This is a genomic window from Enterobacter nematophilus (genome assembly GCF_026344075.1).
GTDB lineage: Bacteria > Pseudomonadota > Gammaproteobacteria > Enterobacterales > Enterobacteriaceae > Enterobacter > Enterobacter nematophilus.
This window is the reverse complement of sequence record NZ_JAPKNE010000005.1, coordinates 139,895-158,526: the sequence shown is the minus strand read 5'-3', so window position 1 is coordinate 158,526 and position 18,632 is coordinate 139,895. Positions and strand designations below refer to the sequence as shown.

Below are 18,632 nucleotides of genomic sequence, written 5' to 3'. Positions count from 1 at the left end.
AAACTTAAAAACATTTCTCCCTGTCGCTATCCGTTTTTTGACGTGTGGCACACATAGGTCGGTAGCGTTCCCAGAATAAATAAATAATTCTCATTCTGCTGTTTCTTAATGCGCATATAAATATTCTTATTCGGATAGATAAAAAATAAGGGTTCGTACTTCTCCAGCCAGCTGTCGCTGATGTTGTCGTCCGGAAATTTCATATTGCGTATGGACGTCAGATTATAGACACTGTCTTTGCGCTCAATCTGAAAGAATACTTTGCGGTTCAACGTTTTCGCTGGGTCACTTTTCACCCGCCCATTCATACTGAGTATTCCGCTGTTACCCTCCACGGTGTAATTCAGCCACAGAGAGAGCGTCTCATCACGGTGATGCTGGATAAAGTTCACCTGACAGGCAAAAGGCTGGATGTAATAGCGATGCCAGAGGTAATACGCCGCCACGACAGCTCCCATTAACAGGCATAGACAGAGCGCAACAAGCGTTTGGCGATAGCGAACCATACTAGCGATCCTCTATAAAATAATCAGACATACAGCGGTTGGGTTCCGTCATCGGCCTGTCACAACGAATGACCGACGCGCGAGGCAGCAGGATGTATCCGCTCACATATATCCAGGGATAGTTCGCGCACTGGTCCTTAAACGGGGTGGCATAGGACAAGGCTTTATCCCGATCGCGTTGCGTTTCTATATCGCGAGAAAAATAGAGCTGACACTCGCCCATCTTCATCGCGAAGCGGTATCCGTCTACGAAATAGCTGTCATGCAGCAGGCTATGGCTGATAACGCTCATACCAGCCAGTACCAGCAATACCACCAGCGCGCCCGGCAGCCAGAAGCGGCGTGCAGAGATAGTCGGGGCGACAGCCTCTTCGCAGACATCCGGAGCAGCACATCCTTCCTCTTCAGCCTGCGGCTGCGTCTCTTTAATGGTGATTTGCGTATCGCTTGCGAGCGTCAGTCCAATGCGCGGGATAGTGACAATCGGATCGGTTTCAAACCCCACCTTCTTCAGCCCTTTACGCAGAATAGAAATGTTCTGGTAATAGGTATTAGGCGAAACCAGCATCCCCCGGCGCTGCCAGACAATATCCATGCACTCCTGTTGGGTCACAATACTTCCGACTCTCTCAATTAATAACAACAAGCAGCGGCCCGCCGGGGAATTTAATACCACCACCTGGTCAGGATTGTTGAGATTCCGTAATGTGCTGGCGGCTGGGTGAAACTCTACCAGGCCATTAATAATGTAATGCTTATGCATAGAATGGGCTAAATACCTCCGGTCAACGCCTGTTGCTCCAGTTGATTCCCTTCATGGTTAACCTGCGTATCCCTCGCCTGTGTAAGGATTAATGTGACGGATAAATGCGCAACTGTATATCCTGGCGCCTGGCGAAAAATCTTATTTTTCCTTTCTGTTTATCTGACTGGCCTGAAGTTTTCTTAACCGCCATTTAAAGCCCTCTTGACACTGACAAAACTCGACAAAGTCACCCGTTGAACGCTTTAGTCATCATTGTCTGAATTATTCAGCGTGCTTAATTTGTTTTTTTAACAAAAAGCAGAGAGGACGCGCTCTGTCAGCGGGTTTCGAAATTACGGCTCATTCGAAAGCTGTCGTCCTGATTAATAATTTCTGCACTAAACTGTTAGCCAGCGTCAGTAACCACCCGCCTCGCATGACGTCCTCAGACTATTTCCTTACAAAACATTTATTAAAGCTAACTTTTCAATAAAAACTACCGGTATGATTATTTACAGGCAGATAAGCAAAAGCCGGTTCAGCGAGGAGAAATTGACGCTACACCTAAACTGCACTTAAAACAAATTAAGATTAATTCAGGTTACCTCTTTTACGCCCTGGGTATAGTGGGCTCACACCGTGCAATGCTTAATTGCTTCGAAAATACAGGCATCGTTCTGCCCGGACGAGTCTCATTACAATTATAAATCGAGGGAATGACATGGCGAATAAGCTCAACAACACACGTCATTTAAATATCGCACTATTGGGTGGGGATCACTTTGCGCGCCAGGGGATCGCTGCGTTATTAAAAAATATTGCCCCGGCTATGCAGATTACAGCATCGATCGATAATTACGCGGAGATCGAAACAATACTCGCGGCAAAACCGGTAGACGTGATTTTCTTATCCGGCACGGAGAAATATCACGCGGGATATGATTGCCTGAAATATATCAGGAAGATGAAAGTCCTCTATCCCGGCGTACTTATTTGCATGTATTCCGCACCGGCAAATTCCTGGCTGTGGATACGTGGCGATATAGACGCCTATATCTCGCTTCAGGACCCGCTTTATCACTGGCGAGCCAGCGTATTAAAAATGGTCGATAGCCGTTATCGCCCAACAAAGAAACCCACGGCGTTATCGCTGACGCCGGGTGAATGGAGGGTATTGAAGGAGCTCCGCAAGGGTCTGGATATGCGTTACATCGCCGAAACAGAGCAGCTTTCTTACCGTCGTGTCAGCGCGTTAAAAAGCTCAGCGATAAGAAAACTTGAGCTCAGGAACAAGACAGATTTGCTGGTCTTTTTAACCAGTTAGACCTGCTGCTTTCAGAGCAAATCTCGACATAACAACATAATGGAATCAGGACAATGAAAGCTCAATTCAATACTAAAACGCTGCTTGCGATCGCTATTGCTGCATTACTGCCAGCAGGCACGGCGCTGGCTGCCGGCACCAGCGGCGGCACGGTGAACTTTAGCGGCAAAGTGGTGACCTCCGCCTGCGCCATCAGCGCAGGAAGCGCCAACATTGACGTGGATATGGGTGAAGTGCGTACCGCGACGCTGGCGAGCCCAGGCAGTGAAGCCAGCACGGCAAAAGCCTTTGCCATCACCCTGGAAGATTGTGAAATCGCCGATACCTCGGCCTCAACGGAAGAGAACCCGATTGCCGCAACAACCGTAGCGGTCACCTTCAGCGGAACGCCGGACGGTTCCGACGTTAATAGCCTGTCCGTCGGAGCAAACGGCAGCGCCAGCTCTGCGCAAAACGTGGCCATTCGCCTTTATGACGAACAGGGCAACGTGGTGAAGCTGGGTGAACCTGCTGCGGCCATTCCTTTGCGTAAGGGTGCCAACACCCTGAACTTCAGCGCGAAATATTACTCGCCGAAGGGCAGCGCTACCGCAGGTGATGCCAGCGCCGTCGCGACCTACACCGTGACCTATTCGTAATTTACAGGCCCGGTCTGCGGGCCGGGCCTGGCTTAGCGTTAAGGAGACGCACTATGCGCGTAAATACATGGATTTGCCTGGCGGGCGCAATATGTTCATCCGCCGTCTCTGCCGGCGGCGTGGGATTGGGCGCAACGCGAATGGTCTACTCCAGCGCCACCAATCAGGCCATGATGCAGGTGAGAAACACCCATCCCGACGCCACGTTCCTGATCCAGTCCTGGATGGAGAACGAGAAAGGCGAACGCACCAACGACTTCGTGATAACACCACCGCTGTACGTCATAAAACCTGCCAGCGAAAGCGCGGTGAAAATCATGTTTAACGGCAAAGCTCTGCCAGAGGATCGGGAGACGCTCTACTGGATGACGGTGAAAGCCATCCCACAGCAGGCTAAAAGCGGCGCCGGAAATACGCTGCAGTTTGCGTCGGCAAACCGCATCAAGGTCTTTTATCGCCCGGCGGGACTCAGTGAGAGCCCGGGAGAAGCGTGGAAAAAACTGGCCGGTGCCTACCGGGCCGGAAAGGTCACGCTCAGCAACCCCACGCCGTACTACCTCACCACCATCAACGTGAAAATTGACGGAATGCCGGTGCAGCCGGTGATGGTGCCCCCGAAAAGCAGCGTGACGCTGGCCGAAACCTTCAGCCATGCGGGCAGCATGAGCTATCAGACCATTAACGATTACGGGGCATGGACGCCCGCCACGCGCGCGTCGTTATCCCACTAATAAAAACAGTAAGGCGTGACCACGTGAAAATAAAAATCCTGTGCGCCACGGCGATCGCCCTGGTGATTCGGCAAGCCGTGGCTGCTGAAAGCGAATTGCGCTTTAACCCCGCGTTCCTCAACGGCGAGAGCGCAAACAGCGCCGATCTCGCCTGGGTCAACGCCGGGAGCGCGCTGCCGCCGGGTGATTACAACCTCAACGTGTACATCAATACCAGCTACGCGTTCACAGGTAACGTCACGTTCCGCCTTGCTGAAGACGGCACGGGTGAAGCGCTGCCCTGCCTCACGCCAGAGCAATTCGACGCGCTGGGCATCGATAGTCATCAGGCGAAGGGCGGCGCGCTGCCGCTGGCGCAACGCTGCATCTTCTTAACGAAGGCGTTTGCGGATGCGCAGTTTGATCTGGACCAGAAGACGCTCACCCTGAGCTTCACCGTACCGCAAAGTGCGATGCGCAATTTGCCGCGCGGGTACATCAGCCCGGAAAGCTGGGAGACGGGCATTCCTGCCGCGTGGCTGAATTATGTGGTCAATGGCTCGAACAATGAGTATCGCGGCGAGACGCGCACGCGGGAACAGCAGCTGTTTGCGAGCCTTAACAGCGGCGTCAACCTGGGCGCGTGGCGGCTGCGTGATTTCACCACGTGGACCAAAGACAGCAATGAGCTCACCCACGTGCAGACCTGGCTACAGCGCGATATCCGCGCCCTGCGCGCGCAGGTGTACGCCGGGGAAACGTATACCTCGGCGCAGGTGTTCGATTCCGTGGGCCTGCGCGGCATCGCCCTGAAAACCGATGACAACATGCTGCCCGCCAGCCTCAGCGGCTACGCGCCTGAAGTTCGCGGCATCGCGCGCAGCAACGCTACCGTAACGGTTCGCCAGAACGGTAACATCATCTATCAAACCTCCGTCCCGCCGGGGGCGTTTGTGCTGAAAGACCTCTACCCGACCTCCTCGGGCGGCGATCTGGCGGTCACCATTCAGGAGAACGACGGCAGCAAAACGCAATACACGCTTCCCTTTGCCAGCGTGCCGAACCTGGTGCGTAACGGACAGGTGAAATATGCCCTGGGCGCCGGGAAATACCGTCCGACGAGCAACCAGGATGCGCCCGCTTTCGCGCAGGGCGAGCTGTTCTACGGCTGGCGATACGGCCTCACGTTTTACGGCGGGGCGCAGTTTGCCGATCGCTATAACGGCCTGGCCTTCGGGTTTGGGCAGAACCTTGGCCGCTTTGGCGCCTACTCCATCGACCTGACCCACGCCCGCAGCCAGCTGGCGGACGATCGGCGCTACACCGGTGATTCGGTGCGCCTGCGCTACAGCAAGCTGCTGAACGATATCGGCACGCGGGTTAACTTCTTCTCGCTGCGCTACTCCACGAAAGGGTTTTATACCCTCAGCGATACCACCTACAAAGGGATGACGGGCGGAGCGCCAAAGCAGACTGTGGAAGACGACGGCACCGTGACCACCCATTACGACACCGTGTACAACCTGCATATGTCGCGCAAAGCAAAAAACCAGCTGCTGCTGTCGCAGCCGATGGGACAATACGGCTCGCTGTCGCTCTCCTGGGACCAGCAGACCTACTGGAACACGCCGAAAACCACGCAAAGCCTGCAGTTTGCGTGGAACGCCACATTTCGCAACGTGTCGCTTGGCGTCAGCGCCCAGCGGAGCTCGAGCCTGTATGACGACAAGAAAGATAACATCCTGTCGATGTCGATTTCTGTCCCGCTGGGCAACCCGGCGCTGTCGACCCGCGCGCGCTTTTCCACAACCCATGCGGACTCAACCGGCACAACCGCCAGTACGGGCGTGAGCGGTTACCTGCCGGGCCAGGAGAATTTGTTCTATAGCGTCAACCAGCGCTACAGCGCACAGCAGCACTACGGCGGGGATGCCAACCTGCAATACGAAGGCGCGTGGGGAGACTACAACCTGGGCTACAGCTACGCCAGCGACTCCCGCAACCTCAGCTACGGCATCAGCGGCGGCGCGGTACTGCATGAAGATGGCCTGACGCTGAGCCAGCCGCTCGGGAACACAAATATTCTGGTGAAAGCCCCGGGGGCCAGCAACGTCGCCGTACTTAACCACAAGGGCATTAAAACGGACAGCCGGGGCTACGCGGTGATCCCGTACGCCACGCCGTACCGCGTCAACCAGGTCGCGCTGGACGTAACGACCGTCGGCAACGACGTGGAGCTGGAAAATGCCATCGCCAACAAAACGCCTACCGACGGCGCCCTGGTACGCGCCACCTTCACCACGCACCGGGGGGCAAAAGCGATGTTTATCGTCCGTCACGGCAACGACGTGCTCCCCTTCGGCACGCTGGTCTCGCTCGATGATGACAAAACCAGCGGCATCGTTGGCGATGGCGGCAGCCTGTATCTCTCCGGTTTGCCCGCGAAGGGCACGCTGAACGCCGAGTGGGGTCGCGGCAGCGGCCAGCGCTGCGCCATTTCCTATGCGTTAAGCAAGCAAAACTATAACGCCCGCATCGGTCTCTATTCTCAGGAGGTGGTATGCCAGTAATGCTTCGAATCGGCTGCATCACGCTGCTGCTGGTTTGCACCCTTCCCGTTCGCGGCTATGACGTGCTGGTCTCCGTCACCGGCAATTTGATCGGCAATACCTGCGTGGTAGCAGAGGGCTCTGAGGAGCAAAACGTGCCGCTGGGGACCATCGGCATTAAGCAGTTCAGCCGGGCCGGGGCCGTAAGCAATATTAAAACGCCCTTTACGCTCAGGCTCGAAGCGTGCGGGCCGACTTTTGCAGGCGTAAAAATTCGCTTCAGCGGCACGCCGAATGACACTAATCCACAGCTGCTAAAAATTGCCGATGGCGGTGCCACCGGCGTGGCGGTGCAGCTCCTCGACAAAGAGAACGTGCTCGTTCCTCTCAACACGCAAACCACCGCGTATGGAACGGCGGGGGATGACAGCGTACAGATGACCTTCTACGCGCAGCTGGTGGCCACCGGCGCACCCGTGAGCGCCGGGGACGTGTCAGCCTTCGCCACCTGGACAACGGAGTATCTATGATGCGTTTACTGTTTTTTATCAGCGGGTTATTTTTCTGCGCCAGCGTGCAGGCGCTGGACTGGAAATCGGACATTACGCTCTCCCCTCAGCCGATGACCTACAGCGGTCCGGCGGATTCGGTTGTGCCGGGCAGCATTATCGGCTCGACCTGGAGCGCCACCGCCAGCGTACAGCAGGTGTTCTGGTGCGGGCTTATTTTTACCTGCAACAAAGGCACGCTGCAGCCCAGCAGCAGCGCCATCACGAGCGGTGCAACGGTCACCGTCGACGGCGTGAACTACACCATTTTTGAGACCGGCGTACCGGGCGTGGGATATATCATCGGACTGAAGGATTTTAAGAGTACAACATACATCCCCCTGCAAACCGGTATCACGCAAAGCTATCCGGCAGAGGGCACCAGTGGGTTTGCCCAGGATCTGGGCTGGTCGGCAAAGGTCACTTTCATTAAAACCGGTGCCGCCCTGAAATCCGGCGTCTATCAAATCCCGACCATCGAAGCCGCGGTATTAACCGCCTATAACAACGAGGTCAAAAAGGCGCAGGTGATTATCAGCCCGACCACCATCACGGTGACCGCCAGCGGGTGCACGGTCGGCAGTAAAAACGCCAGCGTGGCGCTGGGCACCATTGATATTCGTACCCTGCCCACGGTGGGAAGCACGTCGCCATCGGGGACGTTTACCGTTGGCCTGACCTGCGACACGAACGTGGCGGTTCACGCGGTGATGACCGATCAGACCACGCCGTCAAATACGTCGTCGGTGGTGACGCTGACCGGAGACTCCACGGCGTCCGGCGTTGGGGTACAATTTTTCTACAACGGCACCGGCCCGCTGATGATGGGGCCGGACAGCTCGGCAGCGGGCGCGACGGGCCAGTTCTTTATCCAGAGCACTGCCGCAGCACAAACGCTCACCCTGCCGTTCCAGGCGCAGTACATCCGAACCGGAGAACTGGTCCCCGGCTCGGCCAACGCGCTGGCCAGCATTACGTTTTCCTACCAGTAGGGGCTAGTGCTTCACCCACACCAGCTGGTCAACCCGGAAGCCCAGACTGCGCGCGGTGTTCAGGTAATCCTGCTTCACCGCATCCGGGATGGTCGGCGTGCGCGACAGGATCCACAGGTAGTCGCGGTTCGGGCCGCTCACCAGCGCATACTGATACTTATCGTCCAGCTTGATCACGTTATACCCACCGTAGAACGGGCCGAAGAACGACACCTTCAGCGCGGCGGTGGTCGGCTCGCCGGTAAAGTACGCTTTCCCTTCGCTCTCGTTCCACTTGTTCTTCACCGGATCAAAACCCCTATTCAGCACGCTGATGCCGCCGTCGCTGCGCTCGCCGTAGGTCGCCGTCACCTGCTCCAGACCGCGTTCAAAGCGGTTTTCCAGACGAGCGATTTCGTACCATTTGCCGAGATAGCGGCTGGCTTCAAAGTTGGTAATAGGCTGCACGCCTTTCGGCGGCGTGGGGGATTTACAGGCGACCAGCGTCAGGGCAATCGCAACACCGGTCACAACAGGCCATAGCTTCATGAGAATTCCTTTCATTTGCACGGTTGGAAGTTAAGTGTAGTGCACCCTTTCGGCGCTTCATCCCGTTCGGGAAAATTCGTAGTATATTGAGAGTATTCCTCCACTCTGGACACGGACATGGCTTACTCCATCGGCGAATTCGCCAGACTCAGCGGCATCACCGCCACCACCCTGCGGGCGTGGCAGCGTCGCTACGGTTTACTCAAGCCGCAGCGCACGGAAGGCGGCCACCGCCAGTACAGCGATGAGGACGTCCAGCAGGCGCTCAAAATCCTCGACTGGGTAAAAAAAGGCGTCCCGATTGGCCAGGTGAAACCGCTGCTGGAACGTCCGACGCCGGGGCGGACCAACAACTGGCAAACCCTGCAGCAGAGCATGCTGCAACGCCTGCAGGACGGCAAAGTCGAGTCCCTGCGCCAGATGATTTACGACGCCGGACGCGAATATCCAAGACCCGAACTGGTCGCGAACGTACTGCGTCCGCTGCGCAGCCAGGTCTCGGCCAACGTCGCCGCCGCCATGACCCTGCGCGCGATCCTCGACGGCATCATCATCGCCTACACCTCGTTTTGCCTCGAAGGCGATAAAAAAGCGCCGGGTGATAACATTCTGCTCAGCGGCTGGCACCTGAATGACCCGTGCGAGATCTGGCTCGAAGCCTTAACGCGCACCGGGCAGGGCCACCGCATCGACATCCTGCCGGTTCCCCCTGATGCGCTGGCACCGGAGATTTTCCCGGAGCGGAAATGGCTGCTGGTCACCAGCGGCAAGCTCACCGCCGGGCGGAAAAAGCAGGTGGAACAGTGGCAGCAGCAGGTATCGCTTGAAGTGATTATCCTCTGATAATTTTCTCCTGCGGGAATCTTCACGAAAAGTTGAATATTTTCCCGCGCCGCAGATGCTAACGTTTTCCTGTGACGACTAACTCAACAGGAAAACACCATGAAAAAAACTGCCCCTCTGCTGATCCTGGCCTCAATGGCCTTTGCCCCTGCCGCCTTTAGCGCCCCTGCCGGCACGCTAAGCGTCCACATTCTTGACCAGCAAACCGGAATGCCGCCATCAGACGTTACCGTTACGCTGGAAAAGCAGCAGCAGGAAAAATGGACTCAGGTCGCCAGCGGCAAAACCGACCACGATGGCCGTATCAAATCGCTCTATCCGCAGGATCAGGACATGCAGCCCGGCGTGTATAAAGTGACCTTCAAAACCGCAGAGTACTTCCACGGCAAAAAGCTGGATTCCTTCTTCCCGGAGATCCCGGTGCTGTTTACCGTGACCCGCACCAACGAGAAGCTACACATCCCGCTTCTGCTTAGTCAGTACGGTTACTCGACCTACAAGGGCAGTTAAGACGCATTGATTTTAAAGGATTATAAAAAATAGTTCCGCGAATACTTGGACAAATTAGTCATGTTGTGTAAGTTTTAGTTATATGAACGGGAGGACTACACCATGACAACGAAACCTGTGCTCGGTATTAGCGGATGTTTGACCGGATCCGCCGTTCGCTTTGACGGCGGACACAAACGCATGGGCTTCGTCATGGATGAGCTGGCCCAGTGGGTGAATTTCAGGCCCGTCTGCCCGGAGATGGCCATCGGCCTGCCTACGCCTCGTCCGGCACTGCGTCTGATCGTCACGACAGACGGTGAAACGCAGATGCGCTTCAGCCACGCGCCTCACGAAGACGTTACGCAGAAAATAGCTAACTTTGCGGCAGATTATTTGCCGAAAATCGGCGATCTCGCAGGCTTTGTTGTCTGTGCAAAATCCCCAAGCTGCGGCATGGAACGCGTGCGGCTGTACGAAGAAAACGGCAACCGGGGCCGCAAGGAGGGGGTCGGGCTGTTCACCGCCGCCCTCCTTGAAACCTTGCCGTGGCTGCCCGTGGAAGAAGACGGACGCCTGCACGATCCGGTGCTGCGGGAAAACTTCGTCGAGCGCGTTTTTGCGCTGCACGAACTGAACACGCTGCGTAAAAATGGCCTCACGCGCCGCGCGCTGCTGGACTTCCACAGCCGCTATAAGCTTCAGCTGCTGGCGCACCACCAGGCGGGTTACCGTGAAATCGGTCCGTTCGTTGCCTCGCTGCACGAGTGGGAAGACCTGGACGCCTTCTTTGTGGCGTACCGGGAAAAGCTGATGACCATCCTGAAAAAACCTGCTTCACGGAAGAATCACACCAACGTGCTGATGCATATTCAGGGGTATTTCCGTAACCAGCTGAACAGCCGCCAGCGCGGCGAGCTGCGCGACGTGATCCTGCACTATCGCAACGGACAGTTGCCTATCCTCGCACCGATCACGCTGCTGAAGCACTACCTGGCCGAATACCCCGACCGGTATCTGATGACGCAAAACTACTTTGATCCCTATCCTGATGATTTGGGTCTGCGTCTGGCAGTTAAGTGATCATAAAAATGCGAAGGCCCCATTGACCCGTAGAGGCCCAAAGCAGTACCCCGTTTAGACGACATCCTCACTGTCGTCTCTTTTTTGCATTTCATCTCAAAGACTGTGATTATATACAGGCTTATTCTGCAAAAGGGGCCTGCCTGTGATCAACACCCTGCACATTCAAAACTACCGCTCCATCCGCGAGATGTCGCTGGAGCTGGAGCAGCTCAACATCGTCTTCGGGCCGAACGGCACCGGAAAATCCAATATTTACAAGGCGATACACCTGATGCACAGCGCCGCCCAGGGGCAGTTTTCCCAGGCGCTGGCGAACGAGGGCGGCATTCTGAAGGTGTTCTGGGCAGGCAAAACCCGCAGCGACCAGCTGCGGCGGATGAATCTGGCGGTGGAAACCGAATCCTACGAATACGAGCTGCAGGTCGGTTTTGTGGAGAAGCTGCCCTATCCCTCGCAGTTTCAGCTCGACCCGGTGATCAAAGAGGAGTCCATCTGGCTGAGCGGCCAGCACCGTCGGCCTTCGTCACAGCTGATGAAGCGCAGGAATCAGGCCGTGTTTCTGAACAACGTGCATCATGAAAAAGTGACCCACAGCGGCACGCTGTACGAGAACGAATCGGTATTCGGGCAGCTCGGCGAACCGCATCTTTACCCGGAAGTGTCGCAGATGCGCGAGTCCCTGCGTAACTGGCGCTTTTATCATGAGTTTTCCGTCTCATCCGGCTCGGCGATGCGCGCCCCGCAGGTTGGCTTCCGCTCTCCGGTACTGGCCAGCGACGGCGCTAACCTGGCGGCGGCGTTTCAGACCATCGTGGAGATTGGCGACGAGCTGCTGCTGATGCGCATTCTCGACCAGGCCTTCCCCGGCTGCGTGTTTTATAGCGACAATACCGGCGGACGTTTTCGCATGATGATGCAGCGCGAGGGGCTAAGCAGGCCGCTGGAACCGGCGGAGTTCTCCGACGGCACCCTGCGCTTTCTGTGCCTGGCGGTGGCGCTGTTAAGCCCGCGTCCACCGGCGTTTATCGCGTTGAACGAACCGGAAAACAGCCTGCACCCGCAGATGCTGCCCGCGCTGGCGAGCTTAATCGCCGAGGCCAGCCGCTACTCGCAGATTTGGCTCACCAGCCACTCGCCGGAGCTGGCGAAGCTGATTGAGAAGCAGAGATCGTTCTCGCTGTATCAGCTGTCGATGGCGGAGGGGGAGACGAGGGTGGAGAGGCTGGGGTAGTCGGTAAGAAAAAATCGTCAGGAAGATCTCGTTTGTAGCGAAGTTATGCCTGGAAAGAACGTTTCCCAGGCATATCAAATGTCCATACAACCCGGATGGGCCTGTCAATTAGTGGCGATCTATTGAAGATGATTTTCTGGCTTTGCGTTCATCTACCTTTGCAAAGAGCCATACTCTGGCACCTGCGGCGACGCCAACAATAGCGCTCACCACAGACAAATAACTTAATGATTTTGATGAAAAATCAATCTTTCCAGAGCTTATAAACTCGATCAGCACATTGTTTACAATAAAAATAAGCGCAAAAAAACATACGCCGTAATAAAGGGTACTAAGCAGAAAAACCAAAAACGTAGCCCGATGAAACGTCTTTTTATTTGCCATTAACTTTATCCTTAACTTTATCGCCGATTAACTCCCCTCCCAAACCACCAATCAGATCATTAACTTCCCCAGGGAAAGGTGCCAGCTCACCGAATTTACCGCCAGCCCATGAACCTAATGCTGAACCAATAAGCGATCCCGTATCTGGGCCATCAGTAAAGAATGCCCCGCCCATAGCTATGCCGACGTTTTGCCAGGTATTCCTTCCCGGAGCAAGCATTCCTCCTACGCCAGCACTAATGCTGCTTTTATAATCCCATGATTTATTTTCATTGCCAGGCTGACTAAGACTAAACCACTGGTACCCTCCGTTAGCGATTTCCGCAATCACTCCCCCGCCAACAACTTTACCCACGGACGCTGCAGGTCCTAAATACCAGGCAGCTCCGATCATTACCCCATCCTGGTAACCTTCGACAATCACTTTTGTGATGTTAGCGCCCTCAGGTAAGTCGCCTTTCGCCAGTTTATCCAGACCGGCCTGTTTTTCTTCTACAGATAAGCCCTGGCTTTCAGCATATTGATTCCATGACCCCACGGCATTCATGTAGTTATCAAGGCCGGAGGGGAGCGGAATGGAGGTTGCATTATTCTCAGCCGCGTTCTTTCCCCCTTGCGCTCCAGCAGTTGCCGAAGCCGTACTACCTCCCGCCAATCCACCCGCCATCCCCGCCGATACTGAAGCAAGCGTAATGACCGTCTGCTTTTGATCTTCGCTCAGTTTCGACAGGTCTTTCACTTCCGGATAGAGCACGCTGGCTATAGCATGCGCAGCCAGCTCCCCTGACGCGGCCCCCGCAGCTCCCGCGGCAGCGCTGTTCCCCTGGAGAGCCGCCACAGCGCCGCCCAGAATAGCGTGCGCAACGGTATTGACGGTCGGATCGCCTTCGGTAGATTTAAGCATATGCGCCAGCTCCGGTGCCGATGCCCCCGCCAGCGCACCGGCAATATTGCCACCCGCCAGACCCTGCAGCGCTGCCGTGGCCGCCTGGATGCCGCGCTGCAGATCGCTGCCGGTTCCGTACGTCACCATCACATCTTTGTATGTCTGGGTATCACGCAGCTTCGCAAGATAGTTCTGGCGCTGTTCCTCTGTCGCATTTTCGGGAAGTGTCTCACCGGATGCTTTCTGTGCCGCCTTAAGCGCGTTCAGGTCACCCTGGGTTTTGGCAATATCCGCCACCTGGCTGCCAATATCGCTGATCATCCCAACTGCGTTCAGGCGGTTCTGCTCTTTCTCCTTGTCGAAGATCGGGCTGATGCTGTCGTTGGCATGTTCGGTGTCGCGGCTCAGATCGGCCACGTCCTGCTTCTGGTTTGCCTTGTCGCGGATGGTGAGGGAGCCCTCCGCCACAGCGGCCTGCGTGGTGCCCTCCTTATGGCCTTTATTACCCGCAGCGGAGATCATGCCGCCCGGCAGGTTGCCCTGGAATTTATCCCCGAAGCTGCCGCCGCCGCTCAGGCTGATACCGGAGTGCGAGGTTTTAAAGTCCGCCTCGTTGTGGATATCGCTGAAGCCCAGCGTCCCGGTGTCGAGGCTGTTTTTGTCCGGCGTGGCGGTAGAGGCGATAACCGCGCCATCAAGCTGGGTATGATGCCCCACGGTGATGTCGAATCCGCCGTCCCCGGCATACAGCCCGGTCTGTTCGGCCACCGAATCAAAGCGGCTCTTCATCTTGTCCTGGCTGGCGTTGATATAGCCTGACCCGGACATAGTGCCGAAGGTGAAGCTGCCCCCCGCCGCGACGCTGGTCTGCTTGCTGTCGTAGTCGCTGTTGTCCTGCTGGCTGCGCATCAGCAGATCGTGACCAACATCTGCCACGATTTTATCGCCGTTAACCTGAGCGCCATCAAGCACGGTGTCATGCCCGCTTTTAAGGGAGACGGTTTTGCCGCTGTCGATGGTGGTTTCGGTCCAGTCGGTCCCGTTGCCTTTATCCTTACCGTGCGCGGCGTTGACGTTGGCAAACACGCTGATACCCGCGCCGCTGCCTCCGGCGCCGATGCTCACGCCAATACCGCCACCGCTGCTGCTGTTCTTGCCGCTGGTTTTTTGGGTATTCGCCGCGCCGGACAGCAGAATGTCGTTCTGTGCATCCAGCGTGGTGTCGCCCCCGGCTTTCAGCTGGCTGCCCGCAATCACGATGTCACCGCTGTTCACGCCGTTGTTTTTGCCGTTCGCGGTGATGGAGAGATTATTGCCTGCGTTCAGCGTGCTGCCTGCCACCGCATCACTCTCAGCATGCTGCTGTGATTTCGACTTCTGGGTCGTCAGCGAGAGGCTCACCCCCATTGCGTTCGGGTCGCCGGTGGTTGCCGCCATATCCGCTGCCTGCCCGGCCTGCACGCCGGACAGCACCGTTTTGGTGGCCTGAAGGGCTTTCAGACGGCCGTCACTCTGCTCTTTGGTCTCCTGCGCCGCGCTCACGGCATTGTTAATAGCGCTGCCGACGGTGCCGGAGAGCGCCACGGTAAGCCCGCTTTTCTTCTGCTCGAAGGTCTCATCCCGGGTGCGCTTGTCGTGCCCCGGCTCGATGATGACGCTGTCGCCGCTGAGGCTTAAATCCTTCCCGGCGATAAGATCCGCACCGCCGACATGGGCCTGGTTTCCGGCAGAAATCGCGACGTTACCGCCCGTCGAGCCCACCGTACTAAAGCTCTGGCTCTGGGTGGTGCCCTTCTCACGGAGATCGTGCGTGCTTTTGCTGCTGCCGATGGTGAAGCCAATCCCGCCCGAGCCCATCAGGCCGGATTTCTTCTCTTCCTTAAAGCGCCAGGAGGTGTCGGTGTTGGTGGCTGCAACGATATCAACGTTGTTGCCCGCCTTAAGCTGCACGTCGCCATCGCCCGCCACGGCGGAGCCTGACACCCGCAGGTTATTGCCCGCCACCACCTGCACGTTGTCGCCGCTCAGCAATGAGCCGGATTCACGCGTCGCGCTGTTCTCCTCGATGGTATGGGTGGTTTTCTTGCTCAGGAAACCTTTTTTAGTTTTGGTCTCCTCTTTGTAGTGATAATCGCTTTCGGTTGCGGTATCGAGACTGACGTCGCGGCCTGCCGCCACGCCGATATCGTCCTTTGCCGTCACCTGCGCGGCTTCGGTGGTGACATCGCGTCCGGCGAGAATAAGCGTATTCGCCCCGCTGGCGATCTCCGTTCCCTGCTGGCGCACGGACTGGTTGATCTCGACTTTTTTCTTCGCGCTGTATTTATCGCTGGTTGTAGACTCTGCCGCCAGCAGATCGATATCCCGCCCAGCCTGCAGCCCCACGCGCTCCTGTGCGGCAAGCGCTGCGGCGTTACTGCGCAGATCGCGGCCTGCGGCCAGCGTCAGATCGTCGCCAGCGCTAATGACCGTACGCGTATTATCCGTCTTCAGGGAGTCCGTTTTCGCGGTCTGGCTGTGGCGGCTATTCTGCGCCACATCCAGCACCAGATCGTTGCCCGCCCAAAGCGCAGCGCTGCCTCCGGCCGTCAGATTGCTGCCCGTAACGTTCAGATCGTGCCCCGCCTGCAGTCCAAGGTTGCCCCCGCTGTTTACCGTACTGCCCTGGTTGGTGACGGTCTCATTAAGATTGCGGCCAAAACGATCGCGCGTCACCAGCTGATTCCCGGTAATAGAGATATCATCAAGCGCTTTTAACAACATATCGCCACCCGCGCTGAGGTTAGCGCCGGTATTGATGATATCTTTCCCGGCGCTCAGGGTCAGGCTGTCCGTCGCGTTGATGGAAGCAAGTGCGCCCAGGTCGGTTTGCGTCAGCGAGACGGCCTGGCTGTTCCATCCGTTCGTGGCGCCCGAGATAGTCCACTGGTTGGTCAGCGTCTGGTTAATAATGCTGCCCCCCACGCTCTCAAGGCTAACCTTCTGCCCGCTGATGGTTGACCCCACGTTATTGATATCGCCCAGGGCGCTAAGCTGCAGGCTTCCGCTGGAACCGATCAGGCCGCCATTGATGTTATTGATTGTGCTCTGGCTGCTGGCTGCCAGCAGGCTTTTACCCTGCAGCGTACTGCCGTCATTCGTGATGCTGCCGGCATTAAGGATCACCTGGTTCCCGGCGATAATGCTCCCTTTGTTAAACGCCACATCCTTCGCCGACAGGTACAGCCTTGGCACGAGGACATTTTGCCCCTCGATCACCGTGTTTTCCCACCACAGGATACTGGAATCCAGCGAGGCAACCTGCTCTTCCGACAGGCTGACGCCGAGCTGTAACCCCAGCTTGTCCCGGGCCTGAGCGGCGCGATCGATCAGATACTGCATCTGCTCAAGGTCGGAGCCCACGCCGTTAACGTAGCGGCTACCGGTCTCGTTCAGGATCTGATTGCTGACGTAGCGGGTGTCAAAGGCCGCATCGCCCAGGAAACGGTAATCATATTCCGGACGCAGATTCAGACGCGCCAGGAAATAATCCGACCCCAGGAACTGCGTGGCATCGGTATAGGTTGTACGGGTTTCCTGCGGCGCCGAAGGCGGCGTCGTCCCGGCGAGCTTGTACAAATCATTAAACAGGCTGCTGTCCAGCTGACCTAAACCCGCCAGTTTCGGGTTGGTAACAATGAGATACGGGCTTTTCGGATCGCGGTTTGCCACAAAATAGCCGTTATTATTGGCCGGTAGCGGATAGTCGCTCAGCTTAATCGGCGAACCATTGCGGGTCAGCGCTGGGGCAACTGACGAGATATCGGTAAGCGAAATAGGACGGTAGTTATAACCCGGTGGCGGAGGCGTTTTCCCGCCGCTGGAAAGCGAAATGATCTGAGCCGTTACCGCAGCGATTTCACCGATCTTATCGCGGGAAGCCAGAGAGGATGTCCCGCTTGTCCCCGTCTGCTGCTGCCCCGCCAGCGCCACGGCATCGCTGGCAATAGTCGTATGCTTGCCGCCCGCGCTGCCGGGAACCACCAGGGCTGCACCGGTCCCGTTCAAATCAACCGGCGTGCCGTTCGCACCGTTCTGGGTGGTTAAACCCGTTGCCTGCAGGTGAACGTCAGCCAGCTTGCCGCCGGACTGACCAAAATCACCGATGCTCTGGGGACGGTTATCAATCGATGCCAGACCGTTATTGCCGGCATTGCGACTGGTGAGCGCTTCCGCATTACCTATGCCATTCCCACCGCCGGGCAGGTTAATGGTTGCCTGCGGTGCAGTAACGCTCTGGTTGGTTGCCGCACCGAGTCCGGTGGCCTTAGCGCCAGACGCAACCGTCGGGCCGCCCGACAGGTTCAACCCGGGGGCACTGAGCTCAGGCTTATAGCCCGGAGCGTTCGCCGTGGTGGAGGTATTGCTTATATTGTTGCTGAAGCTGGCGACTACCGCACCGCCGGCCTGGATAACGGCGCGATAAACGTCTCCGCTGGTCCCTTCAGTGGTCACACTGTCAAGAACATAGCTAATCGATTTTGATACCAGCTTGTCATAGCTTCGCGTGGTCTCATCAGGTCTGGGGGCATATTTATTGCCTACCCCATAGCGATAAACGTTATAGACCGTCGACGTGCCGTTTAGCCATGACTGGTTATTTAAGGTACTTCCTGAAAGCTGAATATTTCTGTTCGCCAGAATCGACGACGCCATATTTTCAACGTTATCAGACCGGGCGATGATGTCTCTGCCGGACGCAATGCGGGACTGCTGCCCCTTCGCGCTCACGGAAACCGAAACAGTTTTAACGGCAACTTTTTGAACATCCGCGTCTTCATAAGGCGCATAGTTGCCAAGCATTTGGTACCAGTCGTCACCGTGGCCGTGAAAACGCTGTCCTTCCGTCACATACATACCGTACTTGCCGGTACCGGAAGACGAAATCCAGTCCACTGGAATATCCGCCGTTCCCCCCTTAACCCAGGACGGCGCGATATTCGTTTCGCTCTGCACAGCATTGAGCCCATCCCGCTCGTTTACTAAATGCCCGGTCAGAATCGAAATGTCGCCACGCTGGGTTTCAATACTGCCTGAAGTATTCACGACCTCCGCGCTAGCGTTACCTGCGCTGTCGCGCTGCATCCACAGGCTGTTGCCGGCCAGAATATCGCCGCGCGCGTTACGGATGCTG

General features: G+C 56.7%; 14 protein-coding genes and 1 pseudogene. 10 read left to right on the top strand and 5 right to left on the bottom strand.

Annotated features, from left to right (window positions below):
• Nucleotides 1-26 precede the first annotated feature (26 nt).
• Nucleotides 27-506, bottom strand: coding sequence for a hypothetical protein (locus OSH03_RS15105; protein WP_266179478.1), 480 nt, complete (start codon nt 504-506; stop codon nt 27-29).
• 1 nt (nt 507) lies between these two features.
• Nucleotides 508-1,269, bottom strand: coding sequence for a winged helix-turn-helix domain-containing protein (locus OSH03_RS15100; protein ID WP_061096654.1), 762 nt, complete (start codon nt 1,267-1,269; stop codon nt 508-510).
• A gap of 703 nt (nt 1,270-1,972) precedes the next feature.
• Between OSH03_RS15100 and OSH03_RS15095 the strand changes: the two genes are divergently transcribed.
• Genes OSH03_RS15095 through OSH03_RS15070 form a run of 6 tightly spaced genes read left to right on the top strand, consistent with a single transcriptional unit; the run spans nt 1,973 to nt 8,012 of the window.
• On the top strand, nt 1,973-2,575 hold the full coding sequence (locus OSH03_RS15095; RefSeq protein ID WP_266179476.1) for a LuxR C-terminal-related transcriptional regulator: 603 nt from the start codon (nt 1,973-1,975) through the stop codon (nt 2,573-2,575).
• A gap of 53 nt (nt 2,576-2,628) precedes the next feature.
• The gene (locus OSH03_RS15090; protein ID WP_061096656.1) at nt 2,629-3,213 is read left to right on the top strand and encodes a fimbrial protein; all 585 of its coding nucleotides are present in this window, start codon (nt 2,629-2,631) and stop codon (nt 3,211-3,213) included.
• Nucleotides 3,214-3,266: 53 nt separating this feature from the next.
• The gene (locus OSH03_RS15085; RefSeq protein WP_266179475.1) at nt 3,267-3,944 is read left to right on the top strand and encodes a fimbrial biogenesis chaperone; all 678 of its coding nucleotides are present in this window, start codon (nt 3,267-3,269) and stop codon (nt 3,942-3,944) included.
• Nucleotides 3,945-3,967: 23 nt separating this feature from the next.
• Nucleotides 3,968-6,493 carry a fimbria/pilus outer membrane usher protein gene (locus OSH03_RS15080; protein WP_266179474.1) on the top strand — a complete coding sequence of 842 codons (2,526 nt, stop codon included), beginning with the start codon at nt 3,968-3,970 and terminating at the stop codon, nt 6,491-6,493.
• Nucleotides 6,484-7,002, top strand: coding sequence for a fimbrial protein (locus OSH03_RS15075; RefSeq protein WP_266179473.1), 519 nt, complete (start codon nt 6,484-6,486; stop codon nt 7,000-7,002). The genes OSH03_RS15080 and OSH03_RS15075 overlap by 10 nt, the downstream gene beginning before the upstream one ends.
• Nucleotides 7,002-8,012 carry a fimbrial protein gene (locus OSH03_RS15070; RefSeq protein ID WP_266179529.1) on the top strand — a complete coding sequence of 337 codons (1,011 nt, stop codon included), beginning with the start codon at nt 7,002-7,004 and terminating at the stop codon, nt 8,010-8,012. Before OSH03_RS15075 ends, OSH03_RS15070 begins: the two co-directional genes overlap by 1 nt.
• Nucleotides 8,013-8,015: 3 nt before the next feature.
• Here OSH03_RS15070 and OSH03_RS15065 read toward each other — a convergent pair whose 3' ends face one another.
• Nucleotides 8,016-8,540 (bottom strand): lipocalin family protein, encoded by a 525-nt coding sequence (locus tag OSH03_RS15065; RefSeq protein ID WP_266179472.1) that lies wholly within the window; start codon nt 8,538-8,540, stop codon nt 8,016-8,018.
• 117 nt (nt 8,541-8,657) lie between these two features.
• On the opposite strand from OSH03_RS15065, the gene OSH03_RS15060 reads away from it, so the two are divergent.
• The 4 genes from OSH03_RS15060 (at nt 8,658) to OSH03_RS15045 (ending at nt 12,189) form a co-directional block, all read left to right on the top strand.
• A complete protein-coding gene (locus OSH03_RS15060) occupies nt 8,658-9,383 on the top strand; it encodes a MerR family transcriptional regulator (RefSeq protein ID WP_028014996.1) in 726 nt (241 codons plus the stop codon).
• Nucleotides 9,384-9,482: 99 nt separating this feature from the next.
• On the top strand, nt 9,483-9,893 hold the full coding sequence (gene uraH / locus OSH03_RS15055; protein WP_061096663.1) for a hydroxyisourate hydrolase: 411 nt from the start codon (nt 9,483-9,485) through the stop codon (nt 9,891-9,893).
• Nucleotides 9,894-9,995: 102 nt separating this feature from the next.
• Nucleotides 9,996-10,955: a YbgA family protein gene (locus OSH03_RS15050; RefSeq protein ID WP_266179471.1), complete on the top strand. Its 960-nt coding sequence runs from the start codon at nt 9,996-9,998 to the stop codon at nt 10,953-10,955.
• A gap of 145 nt (nt 10,956-11,100) precedes the next feature.
• A complete protein-coding gene (locus tag OSH03_RS15045; RefSeq protein WP_266179470.1) occupies nt 11,101-12,189 on the top strand; it encodes an AAA family ATPase in 1,089 nt (362 codons plus the stop codon).
• A gap of 108 nt (nt 12,190-12,297) precedes the next feature.
• Here the strand turns inward: OSH03_RS15045 and OSH03_RS15040 are convergent, their stop codons facing one another.
• Nucleotides 12,298-12,573 carry a hypothetical protein gene (locus OSH03_RS15040; protein WP_266179469.1) on the bottom strand — a complete coding sequence of 92 codons (276 nt, stop codon included), beginning with the start codon at nt 12,571-12,573 and terminating at the stop codon, nt 12,298-12,300.
• Nucleotides 12,563-17,206: pseudogene (locus OSH03_RS15035) on the bottom strand (hemagglutinin repeat-containing protein); the annotation flags it as partial. The pseudogene OSH03_RS15035 and the gene OSH03_RS15040, both read right to left, overlap by 11 nt.
• Nucleotides 17,207-18,632: the final 1,426 nt, after the last annotated feature.

What these genes read in the sequence shown, in the direction of transcription:
- OSH03_RS15105 (WP_266179478.1), bottom strand. Translation starts at nt 506, where the DNA reads ATGGTTCGCTATCGCCAAACGCTTGTTGCGCTCTGTCTATGCCTGTTA.
- OSH03_RS15100 (WP_061096654.1), bottom strand. Translation starts at nt 1,269, where the DNA reads ATGCATAAGCATTACATTATTAATGGCCTGGTAGAGTTTCACCCAGCC.
- OSH03_RS15095 (WP_266179476.1), top strand. Translation starts at nt 1,973, where the DNA reads ATGGCGAATAAGCTCAACAACACACGTCATTTAAATATCGCACTATTG.
- OSH03_RS15090 (WP_061096656.1), top strand. Translation starts at nt 2,629, where the DNA reads ATGAAAGCTCAATTCAATACTAAAACGCTGCTTGCGATCGCTATTGCT.
- OSH03_RS15085 (WP_266179475.1), top strand. Translation starts at nt 3,267, where the DNA reads ATGCGCGTAAATACATGGATTTGCCTGGCGGGCGCAATATGTTCATCC.
- OSH03_RS15075 (WP_266179473.1), top strand. Translation starts at nt 6,484, where the DNA reads ATGCCAGTAATGCTTCGAATCGGCTGCATCACGCTGCTGCTGGTTTGC.
- OSH03_RS15070 (WP_266179529.1), top strand. Translation starts at nt 7,002, where the DNA reads ATGCGTTTACTGTTTTTTATCAGCGGGTTATTTTTCTGCGCCAGCGTG.
- OSH03_RS15065 (WP_266179472.1), bottom strand. Translation starts at nt 8,540, where the DNA reads ATGAAGCTATGGCCTGTTGTGACCGGTGTTGCGATTGCCCTGACGCTG.
- OSH03_RS15060 (WP_028014996.1), top strand. Translation starts at nt 8,658, where the DNA reads ATGGCTTACTCCATCGGCGAATTCGCCAGACTCAGCGGCATCACCGCC.
- uraH (WP_061096663.1), top strand. Translation starts at nt 9,483, where the DNA reads ATGAAAAAAACTGCCCCTCTGCTGATCCTGGCCTCAATGGCCTTTGCC.
- OSH03_RS15050 (WP_266179471.1), top strand. Translation starts at nt 9,996, where the DNA reads ATGACAACGAAACCTGTGCTCGGTATTAGCGGATGTTTGACCGGATCC.
- OSH03_RS15040 (WP_266179469.1), bottom strand. Translation starts at nt 12,573, where the DNA reads ATGGCAAATAAAAAGACGTTTCATCGGGCTACGTTTTTGGTTTTTCTG.